Annotated in this window: 17 protein-coding genes; 16 read left to right on the top strand and 1 reads right to left on the bottom strand. The window is 62.4% G+C overall.

Translation table 11 applies throughout. From position 1 onward, the window contains the following. Positions 1–761 precede the first annotated feature (761 nt). The 3 genes from ABQJ48_RS10400 to ABQJ48_RS10410 all read left to right on the top strand — a co-directional run bounded on the left by ABQJ48_RS10400 (position 762) and on the right by ABQJ48_RS10410 (position 3495). Positions 762–1184 (top strand): phasin family protein, encoded by a 423-nt coding sequence (locus ABQJ48_RS10400; protein ID WP_367837815.1) that lies wholly within the window; start codon positions 762–764, stop codon positions 1182–1184. Between the two features lie 563 nt (positions 1185–1747). Further along, a complete protein-coding gene (locus ABQJ48_RS10405; RefSeq protein ID WP_367837888.1) occupies positions 1748–2197 on the top strand; it encodes a DUF2844 domain-containing protein in 450 nt (149 codons plus the stop codon). 11 nt (positions 2198–2208) lie between these two features. Further along, the gene (locus tag ABQJ48_RS10410; RefSeq protein ID WP_367837816.1) at positions 2209–3495 is read left to right on the top strand and encodes a DUF3443 domain-containing protein; all 1287 of its coding nucleotides are present in this window, start codon (positions 2209–2211) and stop codon (positions 3493–3495) included. 154 nt (positions 3496–3649) lie between these two features. Here ABQJ48_RS10410 and ABQJ48_RS10415 read toward each other — a convergent pair whose 3' ends face one another. Further along, entirely contained in the window at positions 3650–4738 is a 1089-nt protein-coding gene (locus ABQJ48_RS10415; RefSeq protein ID WP_367837817.1) for a zinc-binding metallopeptidase family protein, read from the bottom strand. Positions 4739–4924: 186 nt separating this feature from the next. Here ABQJ48_RS10415 and ABQJ48_RS10420 point away from each other — a divergent pair, with 186 nt between their 5' ends. From ABQJ48_RS10420 to ABQJ48_RS10480, 13 genes are all read left to right on the top strand, one after another. After that, a complete protein-coding gene (locus ABQJ48_RS10420) occupies positions 4925–5347 on the top strand; it encodes a MarR family winged helix-turn-helix transcriptional regulator (RefSeq protein WP_367837818.1) in 423 nt (140 codons plus the stop codon). A gap of 95 nt (positions 5348–5442) precedes the next feature. Then, a complete protein-coding gene (locus tag ABQJ48_RS10425) occupies positions 5443–5865 on the top strand; it encodes a MarR family winged helix-turn-helix transcriptional regulator (RefSeq protein ID WP_367837819.1) in 423 nt (140 codons plus the stop codon). A gap of 83 nt (positions 5866–5948) precedes the next feature. Then, entirely contained in the window at positions 5949–7049 is a 1101-nt protein-coding gene (locus tag ABQJ48_RS10430; RefSeq protein ID WP_367837820.1) for an HlyD family secretion protein, read from the top strand. A 7-nt stretch (positions 7050–7056) separates the two neighbouring features. After that, a complete protein-coding gene (locus ABQJ48_RS10435) occupies positions 7057–8628 on the top strand; it encodes a DHA2 family efflux MFS transporter permease subunit (RefSeq protein WP_367837821.1) in 1572 nt (523 codons plus the stop codon). Positions 8629–8637: 9 nt separating this feature from the next. After that, complete coding sequence (locus ABQJ48_RS10440; RefSeq protein ID WP_367837823.1) at positions 8638–10074, top strand: efflux transporter outer membrane subunit; 1437 nt, start codon at positions 8638–8640, stop codon at positions 10072–10074. Positions 10075–10345: 271 nt separating this feature from the next. Continuing rightward, positions 10346–11140: a substrate-binding periplasmic protein gene (locus ABQJ48_RS10445; protein ID WP_367837824.1), complete on the top strand. Its 795-nt coding sequence runs from the start codon at positions 10346–10348 to the stop codon at positions 11138–11140. Further along, complete coding sequence (locus ABQJ48_RS10450) at positions 11137–14247, top strand: bifunctional diguanylate cyclase/phosphodiesterase (protein WP_367837825.1); 3111 nt, start codon at positions 11137–11139, stop codon at positions 14245–14247. The genes ABQJ48_RS10445 and ABQJ48_RS10450 overlap by 4 nt, the downstream gene beginning before the upstream one ends. Positions 14248–14624: 377 nt before the next feature. Beyond that, positions 14625–17363: an MGH1-like glycoside hydrolase domain-containing protein gene (locus ABQJ48_RS10455; RefSeq protein ID WP_367837826.1), complete on the top strand. Its 2739-nt coding sequence runs from the start codon at positions 14625–14627 to the stop codon at positions 17361–17363. Beyond that, complete coding sequence (locus ABQJ48_RS10460; protein ID WP_367837827.1) at positions 17353–18852, top strand: alpha-amylase family glycosyl hydrolase; 1500 nt, start codon at positions 17353–17355, stop codon at positions 18850–18852. The genes ABQJ48_RS10455 and ABQJ48_RS10460 overlap by 11 nt, the downstream gene beginning before the upstream one ends. 409 nt (positions 18853–19261) lie before the next feature. Beyond that, on the top strand, positions 19262–20530 hold the full coding sequence (locus ABQJ48_RS10465) for an MFS transporter (protein ID WP_367837829.1): 1269 nt from the start codon (positions 19262–19264) through the stop codon (positions 20528–20530). A 260-nt stretch (positions 20531–20790) separates the two neighbouring features. Further along, the gene (locus ABQJ48_RS10470) at positions 20791–21720 is read left to right on the top strand and encodes a LysR family transcriptional regulator (protein WP_367837831.1); all 930 of its coding nucleotides are present in this window, start codon (positions 20791–20793) and stop codon (positions 21718–21720) included. Between the two features lie 115 nt (positions 21721–21835). Next, a complete protein-coding gene (locus ABQJ48_RS10475) occupies positions 21836–22330 on the top strand; it encodes a cupin domain-containing protein (RefSeq protein ID WP_367837833.1) in 495 nt (164 codons plus the stop codon). A 70-nt stretch (positions 22331–22400) separates the two neighbouring features. Next, positions 22401–23420, top strand: a complete 1020-nt coding sequence (locus ABQJ48_RS10480; protein WP_367837834.1) for a hydroxyquinol 1,2-dioxygenase — start codon at positions 22401–22403, stop codon at positions 23418–23420. Positions 23421–23443: the final 23 nt, after the last annotated feature.

A 23443-nucleotide genomic window follows, 5' to 3' on the forward strand; every position in this document is an offset into this window, starting at 1 on the left:
TGAAGCACTCTTGATCTCATGCGTCCTTGTTCGTACGCACCGGCGGCGAAATGAAGTATGGGCAAATCACTTCGCGGATTCCATCGAGCAATTATTTCGAGTGATGTCACGCCCCAAAGCGGCGGCGCGCGCGGTGTCGCTCGCGGTGGTGTGCGGTGTGAAGAAGCGGGGGTTACGTGCGTGAAGTGGCGTGCGAGTGGCGTGCGAGTCGCGCTCGGCGTTGGCGGCGAGCGGGTTAAGCGACGATGCCGCGCGCGGCGCGCCGCCATAACCGCGTCTCAGCTCAGCGCTAGCTTGACGATGCAGCCCAGAACGAAGATGAGCAGCGCGGCGGCGACCAGCAGATTCAATGGATAGCGCATTTCTCACCACGCACTAGCATGTTATTGCACTAATCGTAGCGACCTGGCGGAAAACGACAAAGTAGCCCGCGAGTCAATAGTGTTGGCCAGCTAACGCAGTGTGCCGAATGCATGCCCGGTTCATTATTGGCGACGCTTCTGAATTGAGTCGCGTAGCTCAGTCGCGCCTCGCCGTCGAAGCCCGCAACGCAGGCCGCCAAACGCCGGCCCAGCGAGCCGGGGCGAGGACCGCTGGCGCAATGTGTCCGGATGGCGCATGATTGAGCCAATGTGCCGTCCGACCCCACAAGCAAGCCTTGGCGGAGTTCGCGGCGCAAGAAGCCGGCGTTGCATCCGTGCCGCAATCGTGTCGCAGCGGTGCACCGCCGGCGAGTATTCAACCGTTAAGGAGGATTTCGCATGGACCGACCTGACGCCGCCAATCCGTTTGGCGATTTCACCAAAATGCTGGAGCAGTTCAAGCTCCCCGGCTTCGACGTGCCCGCCATCATGGAAGCGCGACGCAAAGATGTGGAAGCGCTGGTGCAGGCGAATCAGACCGCCTTCCAGGGAATGCAGTCGCTCGCGCAGAAGCAGGCCGACATGTTGCGCACGACGCTGAGCGAATTGCAGTCGCTGACCGGGCAGTTGTCGGCGGGCGGCGCGGCGCCTTCAGCGAAGACTGCCGAGCTGATCCAGCAAAGCCTGCACAAGTCGCTCGCCGACATGCAGCAACTCGCGCAAGCCGCATATCAGACGCAAGCGGAATCGTATGCGGTGATCGCAAAACGCGTGGAAGAAAACGTGCAGGAACTGAAGTCGCTACTGGAGCAAAAGAAGTAGCGACAACGTGGGAGCAATAGTGGTCACTGCCGCGCACGACTTTATGTCGTTCGCGGTTTTTTTTCGGCTTATGACAGTTGTCCCCGCAACAGTGGGCTCAACGTCTTTCTTCAGCCGAAAGCCCGCATCGAGCCCTACTCCTCAGAGGAAAGCACTGCGACGACGGGCTTTTTGCAGCAACTGTTTACATCGAAGCACAGCGTCTGCAAAGCGAAAAGATTCTTTCTTTGCGCACGCTGTTGTTCTCGCGACTGTTAGCTGGAACGCACTATCGCCCGGAAAACAGGCGCGAAACCAGCGCCCCTTCGCGATCGCGACGTCCATCGTGAATGTCGTCGGACTGCTCGCCGCCTGGCAAACAGTCCAATAGGCCCGCAAACGATTGCCCGCGCATCGCTGCAATCCATTAAAGTTTCGTTCCGCCACTCCGTAGACGCATTGACGTTGCCCCTGACGTGAATGCGGCATCCACATCGCCCGTCAGATGCGCGCCTCTAATCTCGCGTTCGTGACCGGCATGCGCGTCACCCACGATTCATCTCGAAGGAATTCTCTTGAAACGAATGCTCCCTGCCCGCATGGCTCGCGCGACGCTCGGCGCAAGCTGCGCGCTCTCGTTTGCCGCGCACGCCGCGCTCGGCCAGAACGTCAGCAGTGTCGATGCCGATCAGACACGCCTGCATGCGGTCGCTCGCACGACGACTACGCACAACGCGTATTCGGTACACCTGATGACGATGCCCTCGGGCACGCTGGTGCGTGAATACGTTGCGCGCAACGGCATCGTGTTTGGCGTCGCGTGGGAAGGCCCGACGTTGCCGGATCTGAAGGCGATGCTAGGCACTTCCTTCGAGACCTACGTCGCCGCCACCGCAACGCGGCGCGGCACGCCGCTCGCGGTGTCGAGCAGCGATCTTGTCGTGTTCTCGGGCGGGCATTTGCGCGCATTCTCGGGCCACGCCTATTTGCCGCAAGCGGTGCCCGCCGGCGTCGACGTCGGCGTCATTCAATAACGGAGCGTCTGATGCGTCACATGTCTTCGTTCATGACGCTGCTGAGTGCGGCCCTGCTTGCTTTGCTGGTTGGTGCGTGCGGCGGGGGAGGCGGGGGCTCCGACGGCGGCTCAGGCAGCCCGAGCCCCGCCGCCAATTCCAGTTCGACTAACGGGCCATCTGGCACGACCGTGAGCAACAGTTCGCCTGCGCCGCAAGTGCTTGCCGCGAACGTGGCGCGCGTCACCGTCGACGCCGGCGTAAGCAGCGTGCCGAACATGCCGTTCGTCAGCATCACGATTTGCGCGCCGGGGACGAGCGCGTGCCAGACCATCGATCACGTGCTCGTCGACACGGGCTCATGGGGTGTGCGGGTGTTTGCCTCGCAGTTGCCCGCGTCGATGAACCTGCCGCAGCAGAAGGACGCTTCAGGCAATCTGATCGCCGAATGCATGCAGTTTTCCGACGGCTACACGTGGGGCTCTGTCAAGCTCGCGGACCTGCAGATCGCCGGCGAGAAAGCTGCCTCGTTGCCGATTCAGGTGATCGATCCGAACTACGCTGCGCTCCCTGCCGATTGCGCGAGCTTGTGTGCGCCCCGTAACACGCCGTCTGCTTTGCAGGCGAACGGCATTCTCGGCATCGGCGTGTTCAAGCACGACTGCGGCGCGAACTGCGTGCAACAGGCGCTGCCGGGCACATACTACGGCTGCAAGGACACGGCCTGCACGGCGATTGCGCTTGCCGAAGTGCTGCAGGTCGCGAACCCGGTGCCGTACTTCGCGACCGACAACAATGGTTCCATGTTGAGTCTGCCCGCGGTGTCCGGTGGCGCGCAGTCGGTCACGGGGCAACTGGTGTTCGGCATCGGCACGCAGACCAACAATGCGCTCGGCGGCGCGCAGGTGATCGGCGTCAGTGCGTCGAACGGCACGTTCACGACCGTGCATAACGGCACGACATACTCGCACAGCCTCCTCGACAGCGGCTCGACCGGGCTATTCTTTCAGACGAGCGCGATACCCGCTTGCGCGAGCCCGAACAGCGCGTACTACTGCCCGGTGTCGACCGAGCAACTGAGTGCGCTGATCGAAGGCGTCAACGGTGTGACGAGCGCGGTGAGCTTTAGCGTCGGCAATGGCGCGTCGATCGCGCAGAGCTACAACGGCGATGCAGCGCTGCCGCTGCTGGCCGGCCCCGCTTTCGTGACTTCGACGACCTTCGACTGGGGATTGCCGTTTTTTTACGGCCGCAACGTGTATGCGGCGATCGAGCAGCACGCGACGCCCGGCGGCACCGGACCCTACGTCGCCTACTGAGCGATGGCTCTGGAGGGTTTCCGCATCGGGTCGATGAAGCCCTGCCGGTGGGCCCGGCGGTGGACTCTTTCAAGGGCCGTCGAGTGGCTCGGTTTGCGTCAGCAAGGGGCCAATGCCGGGACGCCACAAGCGCCGAATTCGTGTCAGCGGCTTTCTATGCGTCAGCGGTGGACGCCGCAGAACTTTCACCGGCTGCCGCAATCACCTGATGCACGAAGCGCAGCTTGTCCACCACCGGCGCGGGCAGCGTGAACGGATAAGCGTCTTTCATTCCAAGACTGCGGTTCAGGCTATTCAACGCGTAGGTGAGCGGAAACCAGCGCTTCATCAGATTCTCGAAGCTGGCATGCGCGACCGGCGTGCGGTCGGCGAGTGTCGGCTCGCGCGGATCCTCGGGCAGTAGCGCAAGCCCGTACGAAGTCGAAGTGTCCAGTACATCGACGATCAACAGGTAGTGGGCCCACGTTTCCGCCCAGTCCTCCCACGGGTGCATCGTCGCATACGCGCTGATGTACGACGCCTGCCAGTCGGCCGGCGCGCCGTTGTGATAGTGCGCGGTCAGTGCCTCCCCATAGCCGGCGCGCTCGTCGCCGAACAGCTTGCGGAAAGCTTCGAGCCGGCGCGAATCGTTTTGCACCAACCGGTCGAAGTAGTAGTGCCCGGTCTCGTGCCGCAAGTGGCCGAGCAAGGTGCGATAGGGTTCGCCCATCGAGGTACGCAGCTTCTCGCGATGCGCGTCGTCCGCTTCGGCGATGTTCACCGTGATCATCCCGTTGTGGTGACCGGTCATCACGCGCGAGCCGTCGGCGCCGTCCGCGAGGAATTCGAATGCGAGGCCATGCTCGGGGTCCGCACGCCGCGATTTCACATCGATTCGCAGGTCGGACAGCGTATAGAGAAGCCGCCGCTTTGCCACTTCGAGGCGATACCAGTAGAGCCTGTTGTCCGGCGCGCTGAGATTCGGAATGGTCACGGTCAACTGGCACGCGGGGCACAAGATGTCGGGCGAGTCGGCGGCGATCATCCAGTTGCAGATGTGTTCGACGGCGTAGTTGTGGCACTGGCGAAACAACGCGCCGTGCGCCTGTGGATGGACGCTGCGCCAGCGTCGTTCGCCTGCATCTTCGAACGCGCTGATTTCGGCGAGTTCAGGAACATAGCCGAGTAACGACTCACATCGTTCGCAGCGAACGTTTTCGAAAAAAACGAGTTGCGTGCAGTGATTGCAGTGGAAGGTTTTCATCGGTCCGGGCTGGTGAGTACGGCGGCTATGAGTGCAAACCTGGGGCAATCTTCGTGACTATTCTATGCGGGTCCGGCTAACCGGACGTTTATCTTCTAGCGGCAGCATGCATTTGCCAGAATATCGACCACCCGTCGAATCGAAATAAGCTTGACAGAGTGCGTATGCACAGATAGACTGCCCATCATGAACCGTCCAATCTCCTACGACGAATGCAACTGCTTCGCGCTGCGGCAGGCGGCGCGGCGGGTTACGCAAATCTACGAGCGCCATCTCGGCGCGGTCGGCCTCACGGCCGCGCAATTCACTATTCTCGCCAAGCTCGCTCGCAAGCCGAGTCTGCCAATGGCGGACCTCGCGGACGCAATGGTGATGGAGCGCACCACGCTGGTCCGCGCAATGAAGCCGCTGCAGCGCGAGGGTCTCGTGATTGCGGAATCGGCGGAGCACGACAGCCGCACATTCGTGTTCAGTTTGACGAAAAAAGGCGAGACCACTTTCGACCGGGCGACCGTTGCGTGGCGCGCCGCGCAGGACGAGTTCGAGAAAAAGTTCGGCCCGGCGCGCGCCAAGGCGCTGCGCGCGGAATTGTTCGGCATCACCGGTTAGCTCCTACGCACGCGCTCGGATCGACAAGCGCCAATGCGCCAATTTCTGTGTATATGCACTTACAAACGACGAAGCGAAGCGAGAAAGGACCGGCAATGGAAGGCTTGCTCGACGACGACTGCTTTGCGATCCGCCAGGCCGCGCGTTATGTATCCCAGCTTTACGACCGGCATCTGGCGAATGTCGGCCTGACGATCACGCAGTTTTCGCTGTTGGGCCGGCTCAAACGTACGGGCCCGATGACGATGAAGCAAATGGCCAAAGCCATGCGCATGCAGCGCACTACGCTGGTCCGCACAATTCAGCCGCTGCGCCGCAACGGCCTGGTGTCGAGCGAGGCGCTCGGTGTGGATCCGCGAACGCTGTCGATTGCATTGACGGCCGACGGCGAAGCCCGGCTCAGAGCAGCGCGCGAACATTGGTACGCCGCACAAGTCGAATTCGAGCACCGCTTCGGCGAAAAGCGCGCGGCCGCGTTGCGCGGCGAACTGTTCGCCATTATCCGGGATTCAGATTGAAGGACCGTTTCTGGCGGTAACGCGGGTCGGCGCCACGCGCCGTTTTTTTCAACGCATAGAGTGCGTACGCACACATCGAGATCATGTCCACTACCCCTTCGACTGTCGCCCCGCCGAGCGCGGCCCACACCGCCAAACGCGCACGGCGCATTCCGTGGATGCTGCTTGCGATCCTCGCGGTGCTCGTCGCGCTGGCGCTGGCCGTGTCGTTCTGGTTCTTCGTAGCGCGCTTCGTCGAAACGACCGACGACGCCTACGTGGGCGGCGACGTGACTGTGATGGCGCCGAAGGTGAACGGCTTTGTCACGGACGTGCTGGTGCACGACAACCAGTTCGTCCACGCGAACCAGGTGCTGATTCGTCTCGACGCGCGCGATTACGACGCACGTCTCGCGCAGGCCAGTGCGGAAGTGCAGCGCGCGCAGGCCGCGCTCACGGAGTTGCAGGCGAAGAAGTTGCTGCAACTCGCGACGATCAACGAGCAGGCCGCCGAGGTGCGGGCTTCCGGCGCCGAGCTGACGCGCAGCGCCGCGGATCAGGCGCGTTACCGTGAGCTTGTGAAGGACGACGCGGTATCGAGCCAGGTCGTCGAGCGGGCCGATGCCGATCTGACCAAGGCGCATGCCGCGGTCGATCGCAGCGGCGCCGCGCTGATTGCGGCGCAACGCCAGATTGCGGTGCTCGACGCGCAGATCGGCGACGCCCAGGCGCGCATCGCCACCGCGCAGGCGGCGCAGCGCGTCGCCGCACTGAACGTCGAATACACGACGATTCGCTCGCCCATCGACGGCTATGTCGGCAATCGCACCGCGCGCGTCGGACTGCTCGCAAACACCGGCGTCTCGCTGCTGACGGTGGTCCCTTCCAGCGGACTGTGGATCGACGCGAACTTCAAGGAAGACCAGTTGAAGAAGATGCGCATCGGCGATCAGGTCGACGTCGATCTCGACGCATCGAGCAGGCGGCTTCGCGGTGTGGTGGAGAGTCTCGCGCCCGCCACCGGCGCAACGTTCAGCGTGCTGCCTGCAGAAAACGCCACCGGCAACTTCACGAAGATCGTGCAGCGCGTGCCGGTGCGCGTGCGCCTCGAGGTACCGAAGGACATGCAAGGCGTGCTGCGGCCAGGCCTCTCCGCAACCGTGAAAGTGCATGTCGACAGCAACGACACGCCGCAGCGCGGATGAGCCGATCATGAGCCAGATTCTCGACAATCCCGCCGATCAGCCGACCCGCACCAAGGTCTTCGCGTTCGCACTGATGTGCGTCGGCTTCTTCATGGCGACGCTCGATATCCAGATCGTCGCGTCTTCGCTGCGCGACATTGGCGGCGGCTTGTCCGCGAGCCAGGACGAACTCTCGTGGGTGCAGACTTCGTATCTGATCGCGGAAATCATCGTGATTCCGATGTCCGGCTGGCTCACGCGCGTGTTTTCGACGCGCTGGCTGTTCACGTTCTCCGCGTTCGGCTTCACGGTCACCAGCATGCTGTGCGGTCTGGCCTGGGACATCAACTCCATGATCCTGTTTCGCGGTTTGCAAGGCGCGCTCGGTGCCGCGATGATTCCGACGGTGTTCACCACCGCATTCGTGCTGTTTCCCGGCAAACAGCGGCTGATCGCGTCCACCACCATCGGTGCGTTGGCTTCGCTTGCGCCGACCATCGGTCCGGTGATCGGCGGATGGATCACCTCGCAATGGTCATGGCACTGGCTGTTCTATCTGAATCTCGTGCCCGGCATTGCCGTTGCGCTGATGGTGCCGAAGTACGTTCATATCGACAGAGTCGATCTCTCGCTGCTGAAAAAGGGCGACTATCCTGGCATCCTCCTGATGTCCGGGTTTCTCGGGTGCCTCGAATACGTGCTCGAAGAAGGCCCGCGCAAGAACTGGTTCGGCGACGACGTGATCGTTCTGTGCACGTGGGTGTCGGCGATCTGCGGGTTTCTTTTCATCGTGCACGCGTTCACGGCGAAAGAGCCAATTGTCGATTTGCGTGCGCTGGCGGTGCGCAATTTCGGTATCGGCAGCTTGCTGTCGTTCATCACGGGCATCGGCATCTTCTGCACGGTGTTTCTGACGCCGGTGTTTCTGGCGCGTGTACGTGGCTTTGATTCGTTGCAGATTGGGCTGGCGTTGCTGTCGGTCGGCTGTTTCCAATTGCTGGCATTGGTTGCGTATTCGGCGCTCGCGCGCATTGTCGACATGCGTTTGCTGATGGTGTTCGGGCTCGCGTTGTTTGGTATTGGCTGCTACCTGTATGTGCCGCTGACAAGCCAATGGGGCTGGCAGCAATTATTGATTCCGCAGGCATTGCGCGGCATCGGCCAGCAGTTCTGTATTCCGCCCATCGTCACGATGGCGTTAGGCGCGTTGCCGCCGTCGCGGCTTCGCTCCGCGAGCGGGCTGTTCAATTTGATGCGCAACCTGGGCGGTGCGATCGGCATCGCGGTGAGCAGCACGATGCTCAACGATCGTTTGAACTTTCATTACGAGCGGCTCGACGAGCACCTGACCCGAGGCCGCCCCGTGGTCGAGTCGCTGTTGCAGAAACAGGCCGACTATTTAGCGGCAATCGGAGGAGACGTGCTCAATGCGGCCAACGCAGGACTGGACCAATTGCACGCGCTGTTGATGCGCGAAGCGCTCGTGCTGACATTTTCCGACGCGTTCTTTGCCGTGTCGCTCTGTTTCGTGGTCGGTTTGCTGAGCGTGCTGTTCTCGCGCCCATTCGGCAATACCGCACCGCCGCCCGACGCTCATTGAGGACCCAACATGAAGCCGATAATGATCAAGGTACTGGCGAGCGCGGCATTGCTGACGCTCGCGGCGTGTGCGGTGCAACCCGCGACGCACGACAGTTTGCCGCAAACCGTCAACACGATCGCGCCCGTTGCGTGGAGTGTCGACGCCCCGCAAGACAGCGTGAGCGCTGACGCGTGGTGGGCGCAATTCGGCGACTCCGTGATGCATCGACTGGTCGAGGCGGTGCTGACCGGCAATCTCGACGTTCAGGCCGCAGTGGAACGCGTGAAGCAGGCGCAGGACCTCGTGAAGCAAGATCGTGCTGCGCTGCTGCCCGAGTTGAATGCGACCGCCACGGCTTCGACCGGGCGGCAGAACACGCCGCCACCGCTCGGCTATGTGCGTCAGGCCGGTGTCGGCGTGGCCGCGAGCTGGACGCCCGACGTGTTCGGCGGCGAACGCCTCGCCGTGCTGGCCGCGCAGGCGCAGGTGTCGGGACGTGCGGCGTCATTGAATCAGTTGCGGCTCGCGCTTGCGGCGAACACCGCTGCCGCGTATATCGATTTGCGTTGGGCGCAAGCGCAGCTGCAAATACTGAGCGAGAACGAGCAGATTCGTGCGCGGGCGCTGAAGCTCACGCAGGAACGTCTGCATTACGGATTGTCGACGCAGCTCGACGTCGCCCGTGCGCGCAATCAGCTGGAAGACCTGCAAGCGCAGATTCCCCGCATTCAATCCACCATGCAGCACCAATTGAGTCTGATCGCGGTGTATTCGGGGCGCACGCCGGAGAGTGTCGACACTTTCGTGCTCGCCGATGCCCGCGCGATTCCGGTGCCCGCGCAACACGCGCCACAAGTGCTGCCGTCCGACGCGCTGCTGCAACGGCCCGACGTGCGCAACGCCTTTGCGACAGTCGAGCAGCGCGCCGCCGAGGTAGGAGCGTCGAAGGCCCAGCGCTATCCGCAGTTCAGGATCAATCTCGCCGATGGTCTGCTTGCGTCGTCCTACCTCGGCTTGCCGACACTTACGGACAACCTCTTTAGCGCCGCGCTGAACGCGGCGAGCCCGATCTTCAACGCGGGCCGCATCACTGCGAATATCGACGCAAGCGAGAGCCGCATGCGCGAATCGCAACTCGGCTTGCAGCAGACTATGTTGCAGGCGCTCAAGGAAATCGAGGATAACCGCAGCGATCTCGTGAGTGGCGCCGTTCAGGTGCAGCGGCTCGGCGGCGCGCTCGATGCATCCAATCATGCGCTGCGTCTGTCGACCGAACTGTACAAGGGTGGAGCGTCGAGCTTTCTGGACGTGCTTGCCGCGCAGGAAGCGTTTCTGCGCGACTCTGAATCGCTGAATGAGGCAAAGCGCGAGCATGCGCTCGCAGCGGTTGCGTTGTACCGGTCGCTGGGCGGCGGTTGGGATGCGAAAGACGAGGTGGCCGCGGTGAATGCTTCGAGGGACTAGCGCGACGATCCGCCCCATCGCGCTGCCGCCAGAAGATCTACTGGAAAACCCCAAGTCCCCTAAAGAAGCGCCGCCCGCTGCCGTAATTGCGTGTAGACCGCCTTCGGTTTGAATGCTCCGAAGGTTCAGCGGACCGGTGCCTCCTGACCCATCCGCCAAAAGGCCTCTCCAGCCGCATTCAAGGTGACCAGAGAACAGGGCACGTCGTCAGCGTCCCTGGCTGGAAAAATTGAATGGGGTATACAAGTGATCTTCGTACGGCGGAAACATTGTGATTCGACATGGTCTTGGCGGGTTACTGCTGGCGCTGAGCTGCATGGGCAATGCGATGGCGGCTGGCCCGGACTGTTCGCGCTCTTTCACCCTGGCTTTACACGATCACGGTCTGCTCTATTCGGTCGACACGGATAGCGGGATCGACAAGGACTTCGCCGACGAGCTGATTCGCCGCAGCGGATGCCAGATTCGCGTGAGCCTGATGTCGCGGGCCCGCATCTGGAAGCTGATCGACTCCGGTGCACTTGATTTCAGCCTGTCGGGCATTGCCAACGACGAGCGCAATCAGTACGCGGATTTCGCCTGGTACTTCAGCAACAAATACTATCTGCTGGTGCGCAAGGACGCCGGCATCCGGCGTCTCGCCGATTTCGAGCATAACGACCAGTTCCAGCTCGGCGTGATCCGCAGCTTCCGCTATAGCGTGTCGGCCAACCGGCTGGTCGATACCTTGTCGGCCGAAAACCGTGTGAGTCAGGCGGGCGGGCTGGAGCCGCTGTACCAGGCGCTGACCCTGCGGCGTATCGAAGGGATGATCATCGAGCCTTTCGACTACCCCGCAATCGACGAAAAGAAAATCCGCGACGTGACCAGCATCGTGGAGTTCGACGACCCTGCCATACCGCACGGCCTCATCATGTCGAAGAAGGCGCTGCCGCCTGTTGAACGGCAGAAGTGGCGCGCTCTCGTGGACCAGATGCGCGCGGACGGCACGGTTCTGCGAATCTTCAGCAAGTATTTCAAACCGGACCTCGCCGCGTCGATGGTCAATTTCCAGACGCCGCAGTGAACTGGACCCGCCTTGTCCTGCTGCCACTATGTGTCCTGTTCGCGTCACTCAGTGTGACGTGGGCGCTGTGGGACCATGAGCGGCAAGCTGCCCGCCATGAACTGCAGACGCAGTTCGACTTCTCGCTGGGCGATGCCGTCAGCCGTATCGAGCAGCGTATGGGCACGTACGAACTGATGCTGCGCGGCGTGCAAAGCCTGTTCGCCGCCAGCGGAGAATTCGGCCGCGAGCAGTTTCGCGACTATGTCGAAACGCTCAGTCTGGATCCGAACTTCTCCGGCATCCAGGCCCTCGGCATCGCCGCGTGGGTGCCCGCCGCGCAAAAGGTCGGGCATATCGCCAGGATGCGCCGGCAAGGCGTGGCCGATTACACGATCACGCCCGAAGGCTTGCGCGAGAACTACGCACCCATCATCCAGCGCGAGCCGTATGTCGGCATCAATCGCGCGCCCGCCGGCTTTGACCCGTGGGCCGACCCCGTGCGGCGGCGCGCGATGGAGCAGGCGCGCGACTCCGGCATGGCGGCCATTTCCGGCAAGATCCGTCTGGCAGTAGATGCGCACAACAATGCGCCGCCCGGTTTCATCATGTACCTGCCGGTCTATGCGCGAGGCGAGCCGCAAGACAGCGTCGCGCAGCGTCGCGCGCATCTGACGGGCTGGGTCTATGCGTCCTTCCGGATGCACGATGTCATCGCCAGTTTGTACGGTGAGCAGCCGCCCGGTCTGACGATGGCCATCTACGACGGCGTCGAACAGTCGCCCGCCGCGCTGTTGCACAAGACGCCCGAGGGGCCCGGCCACCCTCTCGCTGCGGCCATGTCGGCCAATGAGTATCTGGTCGTGGGCGGACATGACTGGACGCTCACGATGAGTGCGCACGACGACTTCAATGCGCGTTTCGGTCGTAACGCGGCGTTTCTCATCGCCACTATCGGCACCGGCCTGAGCCTGCTGCTGGCGCTGCTCACCTGGCTGATGACGACCGGTCGCGGACGCGCCATGCGGCTTGCGTCGGCGATGACCCGCGAACTGCGCGAAAACGAGGAGAAGTTTCGCGCGATTGCCGATTGCACCGTCAACTGGGAAATCTGGTGGGGACCCGACGGCAAGCCCCGCTGGATGAACTCGGCGGTGCAGCAGTACATCGGCTATACGGTGGACGAGTGCATCGCGATGGCGGATTTTGCCGGCACGGTAATGTATCCCGAAGATGCTCCGCGCGTTCGACCCGAGTTCCGGAAGGCGCTCAAGGGCTTGCGTGGCGACGACCTGGAATTTCGCTGCCGTCGCAAGGACGGTTCGCTGATGTGGCTTTCGGCGTCATGGGTTCCGATCACCAATGCCAAGGGCGCTTTCATCGGCTTTCGCACGAGCGGGCGCGACATTACCGAGCGCAAGCAGATCGAGGCTGAACTTCGAATCGCGGCCGTCGCGTTCGACTCGATGGAACCGATGATGATCACCGACGCGAACAGCACGATTCTGCGCGTGAACACCGCATTCACCGAGTGCACGGGCTATACGGCCGAAGAAATCGTCGGCCGCACGCCGTGCGTGCTTCATTCCGATCGTCACGACGCCGCGTTTTTCAAGGCGATGTGGGATGCGATTGATGATGCCGGCGTGTGGCAAGGCGAGATATGGGATCGCCGCAAGAACGGCGAGGTGTACCCGAAATGGCTCACCATCTCAGCGGTCATGGGCGACGATAAGGTCGTCAGCCACTACGTCATCACTCATCATGACATTACCGAGCGCAAGATCGCCGAAGAGCGAATCAAGGAATTGGCCTTCTTCGATGCGCTGACCCGCTTGCCGAACCGCACGCTGCTGCTGGACCGGCTGAAGCAGGCGATCGAGGCCAGCGCGCGCAACGAGGCCTGCGGCGCTTTGCTGTTCATCGACCTGGACCACTTCAAGACCTTGAACGATACGCTCGGTCACGACAAAGGCGATCTGCTGCTGCAGCAAGTAGCGCAGCGTCTCGCAGCAAGCATGCTCGAGAACGACACGGTGGCGAGAGTAGGGGGTGACGAGTTCGTGGTGGTGCTGGGCAATCTGCATAAAAGCCGGCAGGAAGCGGCCCGCCAGACAGAAGCGATGGCCGAAAAGATCCTCACCGTTCTCGGCAGTCCTTATCAGCTTGACGACATTGAATACCGCAGTACGGCAAGTATCGGCGCGACTGTGTTCATGGCGCATCAGGCCGCGATGGATGAGTTGCTCAAGCAGGCCGATCTGGCAATGTACAAGTCGAAGGAACGCGGACGCAATGCCGTGCATTTCTTCGATCCCGACATGGAGACCGTGGTGCTGAAGCGCGCGGCGCTGGAAGCGGGATTGCGCAACGCCATCGACGACGCTCAATTCGTGCTTCACTACCAGGCGCAGATCGACGGCAACCGCATCACGGGCGCAGAAGCACTGGTGCGCTGGCGGCACCCTATGCGCGGTATCGTGCCTCCCGCCGATTTCATTGCGCTGGCCGAAGAGACAGGGCTCATCGTCGCGTTGGGCAGTTGGGTTCTGGAGGCGGCCTGCGCGCAATTGGCGCGCTGGGCCAAGCGGGCGGAAACGACGGATCTCGCGATTGCGGTCAATGTCAGTATCCAGCAGTTTCGCGAAGCTGATTTTGTCGGCACGGTGCTCGCGATCATTCGTAAGACCGGCGCAAGACCCGACAGGTTAAAGCTGGAACTGACGGAAAGCGTGCTGGTGGACAATGTGCAGGACATCATCGAAAAAATGGGCGCGCTGAGAGCGAAGGGCGTCGTCTTTTCGCTGGATGACTTCGGCATTGGCTATTCGTCGCTTTCCTATTTGAAGCTTTTGCCTTTGGATCAGTTGAAGATCGACCGGTCATTCGTGCGGGATGTGCTCGTGGATCCCAATGACGCAGTCATTGCGAAAACGATTGTGGCGCTTGCGCGCAGCCTGGGTCTGGGCGTGATTGCCGAAGGCGTCGAGACCGCCGAGCAGCGGGACTTTCTCGCCGCGGCAGGATGTCATGCGTATCAAGGCTACTATTTCTGCCGCCCTTTGCCGATCGACGAATTCGAAGCGATGTTGGCGAGAGTCGAGACGGGCCAGTGTGTGGCCGAGTGATGGCAGGGGTGAGCGCTGCTTGACATAGCTGTCGCGATCGAAAGCCTGACTGCTGCCTATGGTCGCAGGCTGGGCGACGGCCGACGGTCCCCAGAAAAGTAAAAAAATTCGCGGCCATCGTACTCAACGCACTTTGTCACTGCGGGTCGGTTTTGCGTGCCGGTCGCTTTCGGACAACGGGCATCCGTTCGACGCCAATCCCGTTGCCCGGACAACGGTGCGCTCACGTCGCATCGCGAAATCGTTACCGGGCTGGCATCCGCACCGGCACAACCTACACTTGGAGAGGATCGGCGCTGCCGACCTCCGGCGCGCCATGCGCGGCCTCCCGCGCACTGCGTCGAGCCGGGTTTGTTCAGCCCTTATGGAGGAATAGCATGTGCCCCGTAATCGCCGATGTAGTGGAACAAGCACGCCTGAACGACGCGCGCGAGGCGCACGTGCCGTGGAAGAAGTGGGGGCCCTACCTCAGCGAGCGGCAGTGGGGCACCGTGCGTGAAGACTACAGTGACAACGGCGATGCGTGGAATTACTTCACCCATGACCATTCGCGTTCACGCGCCTACAAATGGGGCGAGGACGGGCTCGGCGGATTGTGTGACGACCAGCAGCGGCTGTGCTTTGCGCTGGCGCTGTGGAACGGGCATGACGCCATATTGAAGGAGCGCCTGTTCGGCCTCACCAACAGCGAGGGCAATCATGGCGAGGACGTGAAGGAGTATTACTTCTATATCGACAGCACGCCCACGCATTCGTACATGAAGTACCTTTATAAATATCCGCAGCGCGAATATCCGTACCGTGATCTCATCGAGACGAACCGCCACAGGTCGCGCGAGGAGATGGAATACGAACTGCTGGACACCGGCATCTTCGACGACGACCGCTATTTCGACGTGTTCGTGGAATACGCGAAGGCGGCGCCGGAAGACATCCTCGTGCGCATTACCGTGCACAATCGCGGGCCCGAGGCCGCACCGTTGCGGGTTCTGCCGACGCTCTGGTTCCGCAATACCTGGTCATGGGGCGAGGACGAACGCAAGCCGTCCGTGCAAGAGATGGGCGCCGGCGTCATTCGGGCCGCGCACCTGGATCTCGGCGAATACTGGCTCCACTGCGACGGCGCACCGGAGACGCTCTTCACCGAAAACGAAAGCAATACGCAGCGCCTATGGGACCAGCCCAACGGGTCGCGCTACGTCAAGGATGCTTTTCACGCGTACGTTGTCTCGGGACAGCGTGACGCCGTGAATCCCGCGAAAACCGGAACCAAGGCCGCGGCCCATTACACCTGCGACGTGCCTGGCGGCGGCAGCGCGACCATCCGCTTGCGCCTTGCGCCAGCCAGGCTCGACGACGCCTTCGGCGGCTTCGAGCAGATTTTCGACAGCCGCCTCGCTGATGCCAACGAGTTCTACGACCGCATTACGCCCAGATCGCTGTCCGAAGACCAGCGCCGGGTGCATCGTCAGGCGTTGGCGGGCATGCTGTGGGGCAAGCAGTACTATTACTTCGATCTCGAACTGTGGCTGCGCGAGCATCACAGTCATCCTTTGCTCGACTTCGCGCGGCGCGATGTGCGCAATACCGAGTGGTTTCACATGTTGAACGCCGACGTGATCTCGATGCCGGACAAGTGGGAGTATCCGTGGTACGCGGCCTGGGACCTGGCCTTTCACACGATCGCGCTGGCGCAGGTCGATTTCGACTTTGCGAAGGAGCAGCTGCTACTCATGCTGCGCAGCCTGTACGTGCACCCGAGCGGCCAGATTCCCGCCTACGAGTGGAACTTCAGTGATGTCAATCCGCCGGTGCATGCCGCCGCCACGCTGTGGCTGTACAAGTATGAGAAAGAACTGGGACGAGCCGACCCGCGTTTCCTGGAGCGCTCGTTTCAGGGGCTGATGCTCAACTTCAACTGGTGGGTCAATCGCAAGGACCCATCAGGCCGCAACGTGTTCGCCGGCGGCTTTCTCGGGCTCGACAACATCGGCGTGTTCGATCGCAGCGCGGAACTGCCGACGGGCGGGTCGCTGGAACAGGCGGACGGCACCGCATGGATGGCGTTTTACTGCCAGACCATGCTGGAGATGGCGATCAATCTGACCGAGTACGACTCGCTATATGAAGAGGTCGCCTTCAAGTTCGTGCAGCATTTCATGTGGATCGCCTATGCGATGGACCGGCGTGGCGAACACGAAGACGAGATGTGGGACGAGCAGGACGGCTTTTTCTATGATCTGCTGCGCCTGCCCGACGGCAAGACCACGCGCCTGAAGATAAGGTCACTGGTCGGACTGCTGCCGCTGTGCGCGTCGACGGTGTACGAGGCGCACTCACTCGAGCACTTGCCCAAGCTGGTCGAGCTGATCGCGCAGTTTCGCAAACGCTACCCCGAACTGCTCGCGCACATCGCGCCGACCGATGCCGGCTTCATCGGCTACAAGCAGCGCAGGCTGCTGTCCGTTCTGAACAAGCGCAAGCTGGAACGGGTGCTGCGCTATATGCTCGACGAGAACGAATTCCTCGGACCGCACGGCATCCGTTCGCTCTCCCGCTATCACCTGGAACATCCCTATGTGATCAACCTCGGCGGAGCGGATTACAAGGTGCAGTACCTGCCGGCCGAATCGAATACGGGCATGTTCGGCGGCAATTCCAACTGGCGGGGACCGGTGTGGATGCCGGTCAACTTGCTGATCGTTCGCGCGCTGGTGAACTTGTACAGTTTCTTCGGCGATGACTTCAAGGTTGAATGTCCGACCGGTTCGGGGCAGCACATGACGCTCTTCGAAGTGGCGCAGGAGCTTGTTCGTCGTCTGACCGGCACGTTCCTGCGTAATGCGGACGGCAAACGACCGGTCTACGGGGGAACGCAAAAATTCCAGAACGATCCTGACTGGCGCGACCTGATTCTGTTTTACGAGTACTTCCACGGTGACAATGGCGCGGGCCTGGGAGCCAGTCACCAAACCGGCTGGACGGGTCTCGTCGCGCCGTTGCTCGACCTCTTCGGGCGCGTCGACGCGAAGACCGCGCTCGAAAGCGATCGCGGACACGTGATGTCGCAGGTCGTCAGGGAACAGGTGAGCGGGGAGGGCGCCGGTGAACGATGAGGCAAGCAAAGTGCCCGACGTACTCTGCCCCTCGCTGTACCAGATCAACACGCGCGTCTGGCTGACCGGCTTGTCGCGCGTGCTCGGCAGGTGCGCGACCCTGGACGATATTCAGGATACCGAACTTGATCGGCTGAGCGCGCTGGGCTTCGACTGGATATGGTTGTTGAGTGTCTGGCAGACCGGCCCGGCGGCCCGGGCGATCTCGTGCGCGCATACCGGCTGGTGCGAAGAGTTTGCGGCGACGCTGCCGGACCTTACCGAAGACGACATCGCCGGCTCCGGTTTTGCAATCCGCGGTTACACGGTTCATCGCGATCTGGGCGGCGCCGAGGCGCTCGCGCGCTTGCGGCAGCGCCTGCGGCGACGCGGGCTGAAACTGATGCTCGACTTTGTGCCGAATCACATGGCCCCGGATCACGACTGGGTCGACGCGCATCCGGCGTACTTCGTCCAGGGCAGCGAGTCGGACCTGGTTCGCGCACCGCGCAACTATTGCCGTGTCCAGACGAGCAACGGGCCGCTCGTATTCGCCCACGGCCGCGATCCCTACTTCGACGGATGGCCTGACACGCTGCAGCTCGACTACGGCAATCCGGCGTTGCAGCAGGCGATGATCGGTGAACTGAAGCGCATCGCGGGACAGTGCGACGGCTTGCGCTGCGACATGGCCATGCTGCTCCTGCCCGACGTGTTCGAACGGACCTGGGGCATCCGCGCCGAGTCTTTCTGGCCGAAGGCGATAGAGGCGGTGCGGCGCGAGCATCCGCACTTCCTGTTCATGGCTGAAGTGTATTGGGGTCTCGAATGGACGATGCAGCAGCAGGGCTTCGATTACGCGTACGACAAGCAGCTGTACGACCGCTTGCGCGATGGGAACGCGCGGCGAGTGCGGGAGCACTTGCACGCCAGGCTCGATTACCAGCAGAAACTGGCCCGCTTCCTCGAAAACCATGATGAGCCCCGGGCTGCGGCGACCTTTGGACCTGGCCAACACGAAGCAGCAGCGGTCATCGCGTTTCTTTCGCCCGGCTTGCGCTTCTTTCACGATGGCCAGTTCCAGGGCCGCAGGAAACGGATTTCGCCGCATCTGGTGCGCGCGCCCCAAGAGGCCGTCGACGCAAACTTGCGAGGATTCTATGCGCACCTGATGGCCTTGCTGCGGCAGCCGGTCTTTCGGGAGGGTACGTGGAGCCTCGCGGAAATCGCACCGGCGTGGGACGGCAACTGGACTTCGGATTGCTTCATCGCGTGGACCTGGCAGCGCGAGGACGGCGAACGACGGCTCGTCGTGGTTAACTACGCCGGCAACCGGAGTCAGTGTCATGTCCGGATCCCGTTTTTCGACTTGATCGGCACCACCGTGCGGCTGACGGACATGATCGGAGCGGCGAGTTTCGATCGCGACGGCAACGACGTCGTCTCGCGCGGTCTTTACCTGGATTTGCCGCCGTGGGGCTATCACGTGTTCGCGCTGACTGCGTCATGAAGGCGCCGATCACCGATCGGTCACTTCGGCCGTCCAAATTATTCGCTCCCCGTCGGTAAGGCCATCGCCCGGCTCGCATCATTATTCGCAATTCCCAAATAGCCCATTCGCCAGTTGCCCCGTACCGCCCGCGCGCACTTGCGAATATCTTTGCCCCGTCGACGCCCGATATCGCGATGCCGCCCCCGCGCATCACCACCCGTTTGTCCTCCGACGAACATCGAGCGCAGCGAACTACCTCGTCACGGACATCGACAACTCCGCGCATCCGCAAACCGCGGAGCGTCGCAACTTTGTAACTCAACCAACCCGACGGCGCAGCCAGCGCCAACAAAAAACGTCGTCCGTCAGCAGGGAGGTCCGATCGACAACGTCCTCCGCGTGCGCCGGGCGGCCCATGGAGACGCAGATGAAAACGAACGACTGGGATGTGGCCTACGAATGGAAGGCCGTGGTGCTGCTGGCCCTCGGCTTCGGGCTGGTGGGGCTCGACCGGTGGCTGATCGCGCCGCTCTTTCCGTCCATCATGAAAGACCTGCACCTGAACGCGCAGGACGTCGGCAACTGCATCGGCATCCTCGGGCTGTCCTGGGGTATCTTTGCGGCGCTGATGGGCGGCATCTCCGACAAAGTCGGCCGCCGCAAAGTCCTGATCCCGGCGATTCTCGTCTTTTCGCTGCTGTCCGGTTTTTCCGGGCTGGCCGGTGGCCTCGCGAGCCTGCTTGCCGTGCGCGCGCTGATGGGTGTCGCCGAGGGCTCCTTCTGTCCGACGAGCTTCGCGGCCACCGCGGACGCGTCGCATCCCAAGCGTCGCGGCTTCAATCTCGGACTGCAGCAAAGCGGTTTCGCACTTTTCGGCCTCGCGCTCTCGCCGATCATCGCGACGCAACTGCTCAATGTGATGACGTGGCGCTGGGTATTCGCGCTGGTGTCGATTCCCGGCTTGATCCTGGGACTGCTGATGTTCCGTGTGATTCGCGAACCGAAAACCGCGCCGAACGGCGCTCAGAGGGGTACCGAAACGCGCACCGAGCGCGGCAACTGGCACGATGTGCTGAAGAGCCGCAACATCCGCGTCGCAATGGTGGCGCTGTTCTGCGCAATGACCGGCGTGTTCGTGCTGGGCGCCATGCTGCCGTTATATCTCACGGACTATCTCGCGCTCGACACACAGCGCATGGGCGTCGTGGTGTCGGCCATCGGCTTCGGCGGGTTCATCGGCCAGTTCGGCTTGCCGGGTCTGTCGGATCTGGTGGGCCGGCGCATGGCGGGCATCGTCGGATTTGCGGGCACCGCGGTCATGCTGTACCTGTTTCGCGGTCTTGGGGCGCAGCCGCTCGAACTGTTCGCGGTGCTGTTCGTCGCTTCGTTCTTCACGCTCGGACTGGTGTCGCTGCTGTCGGGTCCCGTTGCGACGGAAGCCGCGCCGGCCGGCATGACCTCGACTTCGATCGGCGTCGTGGTGGGTGCGGGCGAGATCTTTGGCGGCGGCGTCGCGCCGGCGCTGGCCGGTTTCGTCGCGACACATTTCGGAATCCAGAATATTCTCTGGCTGCCGATTTGCGCGGTGGTGCTCGGCATCGGTGTATGCCTGTTGCTCGAAGAAACCGCGCCTGCCCCACTACGTCGGCGAGTCCGTGCGGGAATCGAGCTGCCGGCGAGCGAGCAGCCCGAATAAAGAACCCGCTCCAGGCGCATCCATACCTGCGCCTGGTGAATACAGCAAGCAGGCCAGGTCGGGCGCCATGCCCGCCGCTTCGCGCATCCCGATGAATTGGCTCGATACCACGGCTGCCAGCACAAACAGCGGCCAACCGACCCAGCCACCCAGGCGCCCTTGCTTGCGGATGATCGGTGCAATGCATCGTCGGGATTCACCCGCACGCCCCGCACCAGCCCGTGTAAACTGGCATCCCGGACTGGCGGAGCAGGAGCAGCATGGACCGTTTTCTGAGCATCGAAGCCTTCGTGCGCGTTGCGGAGACGAGCAGCTTCGCCGAGGCCGCGAGGCAGTTGGGCGTGACGAGCTCGGTCGTCACGACCCGCATCCAGCAGCTGGAGAAGTTCGTCAATGCGCCGCTTTTTCATCGCAGCACGCGGCACGTGCGTCTATCGGAAGTGGGCGAGGCGTTCTATCGCGAATGCTCGGAAGTGGTGGGGCGCGTCAACGAGCTGACCGACCAGATGCGCGAGTTGCGCGCCACACCCACCGGGCGGCTGCGCATCCAGATGCTGCCGGGCTTCGCGCTCGGCCACTTCGGTGCGCCGCTCGCGCAATTCAACCGGCGCTATCCGGGCATCCAGCTCGACGTGATCGTCAATGACCGCGTGGTCGATCCGATCGAAGAGGGCTTCGATGTCGCATTCCAGATCTTTCCGCCCATTGCGGAGTCGCTGATCGAACGGCGGCTTTTCGCGGTGCGGCGGCTCTTTTGCGCGACGCCCGCCTACGTCGAGCAGCATGGCGCGCCGCAACATCCGCGCGAGCTGCTGCAACATACCACGGCGCTCTATTCAGGCTACCCGTCGCGAAACCGCTGGGTGATGACGCGTGGCGACGAAGTCGTCGAGATGGAACTACCCGGCATGATCCGTTCGAACTCGGTGCATCTGCTGCGCGATTACGCACTGACGGGCGGTGGCGTCGTGTGCCTGCCCACGCTGGTGGCGAGCGCGGCACTATTGGACGGCTCGCTGGTACCGATTCTCACCGACTACACGCTTTCACCGCTGAGCTTCGCGGCCGTCTATCCGGCCACCCAGCGACAGGCGCTGAAAGTCAAGGCGCTCGTCGAGTTTCTCGCCGAATATCTGGGCCCGGAGCCCGCATGGGACCGGCCGCTCATCGAACGTGGCTGGGTCAGCTAGCGCGGCGATTATTTGCAAAGCGCAAATGATGTAATCGGCTGATCGCCGGTTGTTGCCATCCTGTAGCGGATCTAAAGTTCAATCCAACGACAGCTTCCAACAACAGGAGACAGCAATGACCGAGTCGTCATTTCACACCGTCTTTGGCTCGCTCGACGGCTACCGCAAGGGCGAGATCGAAATCACCAGCGGCGATGCCCGCCACTATGTGTTCTCCAATGTATTCGAAGTCGCTTCCGTATCCGCGCCCTTTGAGAAAGTCGTGGTCGGCAAGAACCTCGAATACGTGATCGAGGCGCTGCGCACCGAAGGGCAATCGACGTGGTTCGCCTGTGCGCACGACGAGTTCGTGATCCTGATGGACGGCGAACTCCGCATCGACTTCATCAAGCTCGACACGCCGCCGCACAGCGGTGCGGGTAGCGTCGACGCGGGTTCGCAGCCGGCCGGCCGCCCGATGGGCCATGTGGTGCTGCGCCGCGGCCACCAGGCGTTGTTGCCGGCCGGCTGCGCGTACCGCTTTAGCGCATCGACCACCGGCGTGGCGCTTCTGCAGACCATGCTCGGCGAACTGTCGGTAGAGAAGTGGGCCGACATCTGCGTGCACTGATGCGCGTCCCGCTCGCGTAGTCAGATCACCTACCCGCATCGCTCATTCGTCCATCTTCAGGAGACAACCCATGGCGACTCTCGAAACCTTCGACCACCCGGCCGGCTTTGCCGCCGACACCGTGCGCGCGAGCGAGCCCGATGCCGTGACCGGCTATCGCCGCTTCACGCTCGGCGCGTTCGAATTCCTGCGCGACGAGTACTTCGTCAAGATCAACTGGCCGGCCAAAGGTCGGACCCGCACTCACGCGGTCCCCGCCGACGCGTTCCTGCGCGCGATGATGCGCGACGTCGCCTGGGGCTTTTTCTACGGCTGGGTCAATTTCGATCATGTGTTCGGCACGTGCAATCATTACGGCAAGGTCGACGTATATGCGGGCTCGTTCAACGGCATCATGAAAGAAGCGGGCGTCGACTACATGGAGGCCTTCGAAACGCCGACCATCATGGCGACCTTCAAGGCGATGCTGCACGACTGGACCAACGAGGGCTTCGACCCGTTCGCGGCGCCGGAAGAAACCGGCAGCGCATTCGGCCGCAAGCATGGCGAGAACGGCGCGGCGATCGAACGCACACGCGTCGCGACGCGCCGCATGCCGGGCCTCGCAGGCGACTCGCCGCTGCGCGAGCATCTGCCGGTGAACCGGGCGTTTGCCGATGTCGAGCAGGACGAGCCGCAAGTGCACGTCGAGCCCGGCTTCGAAGGCGAGCTGCACGCGTTCAACCTGTTCAAGTATCTGTCGCGCTCCGATGTGACGTGGAATCCTTCGGTCACGTCCGTATGCGCTCAGAGCCTGTTCTGCCCGACCACCGAGGAATACATTCTGCCGGTCTTTCATGGCAACGACCGCGTCGAGTGGTTCCTGCAACTGTCGGACGAAATCGTCTGGGACATTGGCGACAAGAACACCGGCGCGCCGCGCGCCCGCATCACGATGCGCGCGGGCGACATCTGCGCGATGCCGGCCGACATCCGCCATCAGGGCTATTCCACCAAGCGCTCGATGCTGCTGGTGTGGGAAAACGCCACGCCCAACCTGCCCAAGCGCTACGAAAGCGGTGAACTGAAACCGTATCCGGTCGACTTCTGAGCGGCCCACTTCGAACCGCCGCG

It is taken from the genome of Paraburkholderia suaedae (assembly GCF_040812055.1).
Lineage (GTDB): Bacteria > Pseudomonadota > Gammaproteobacteria > Burkholderiales > Burkholderiaceae > Paraburkholderia.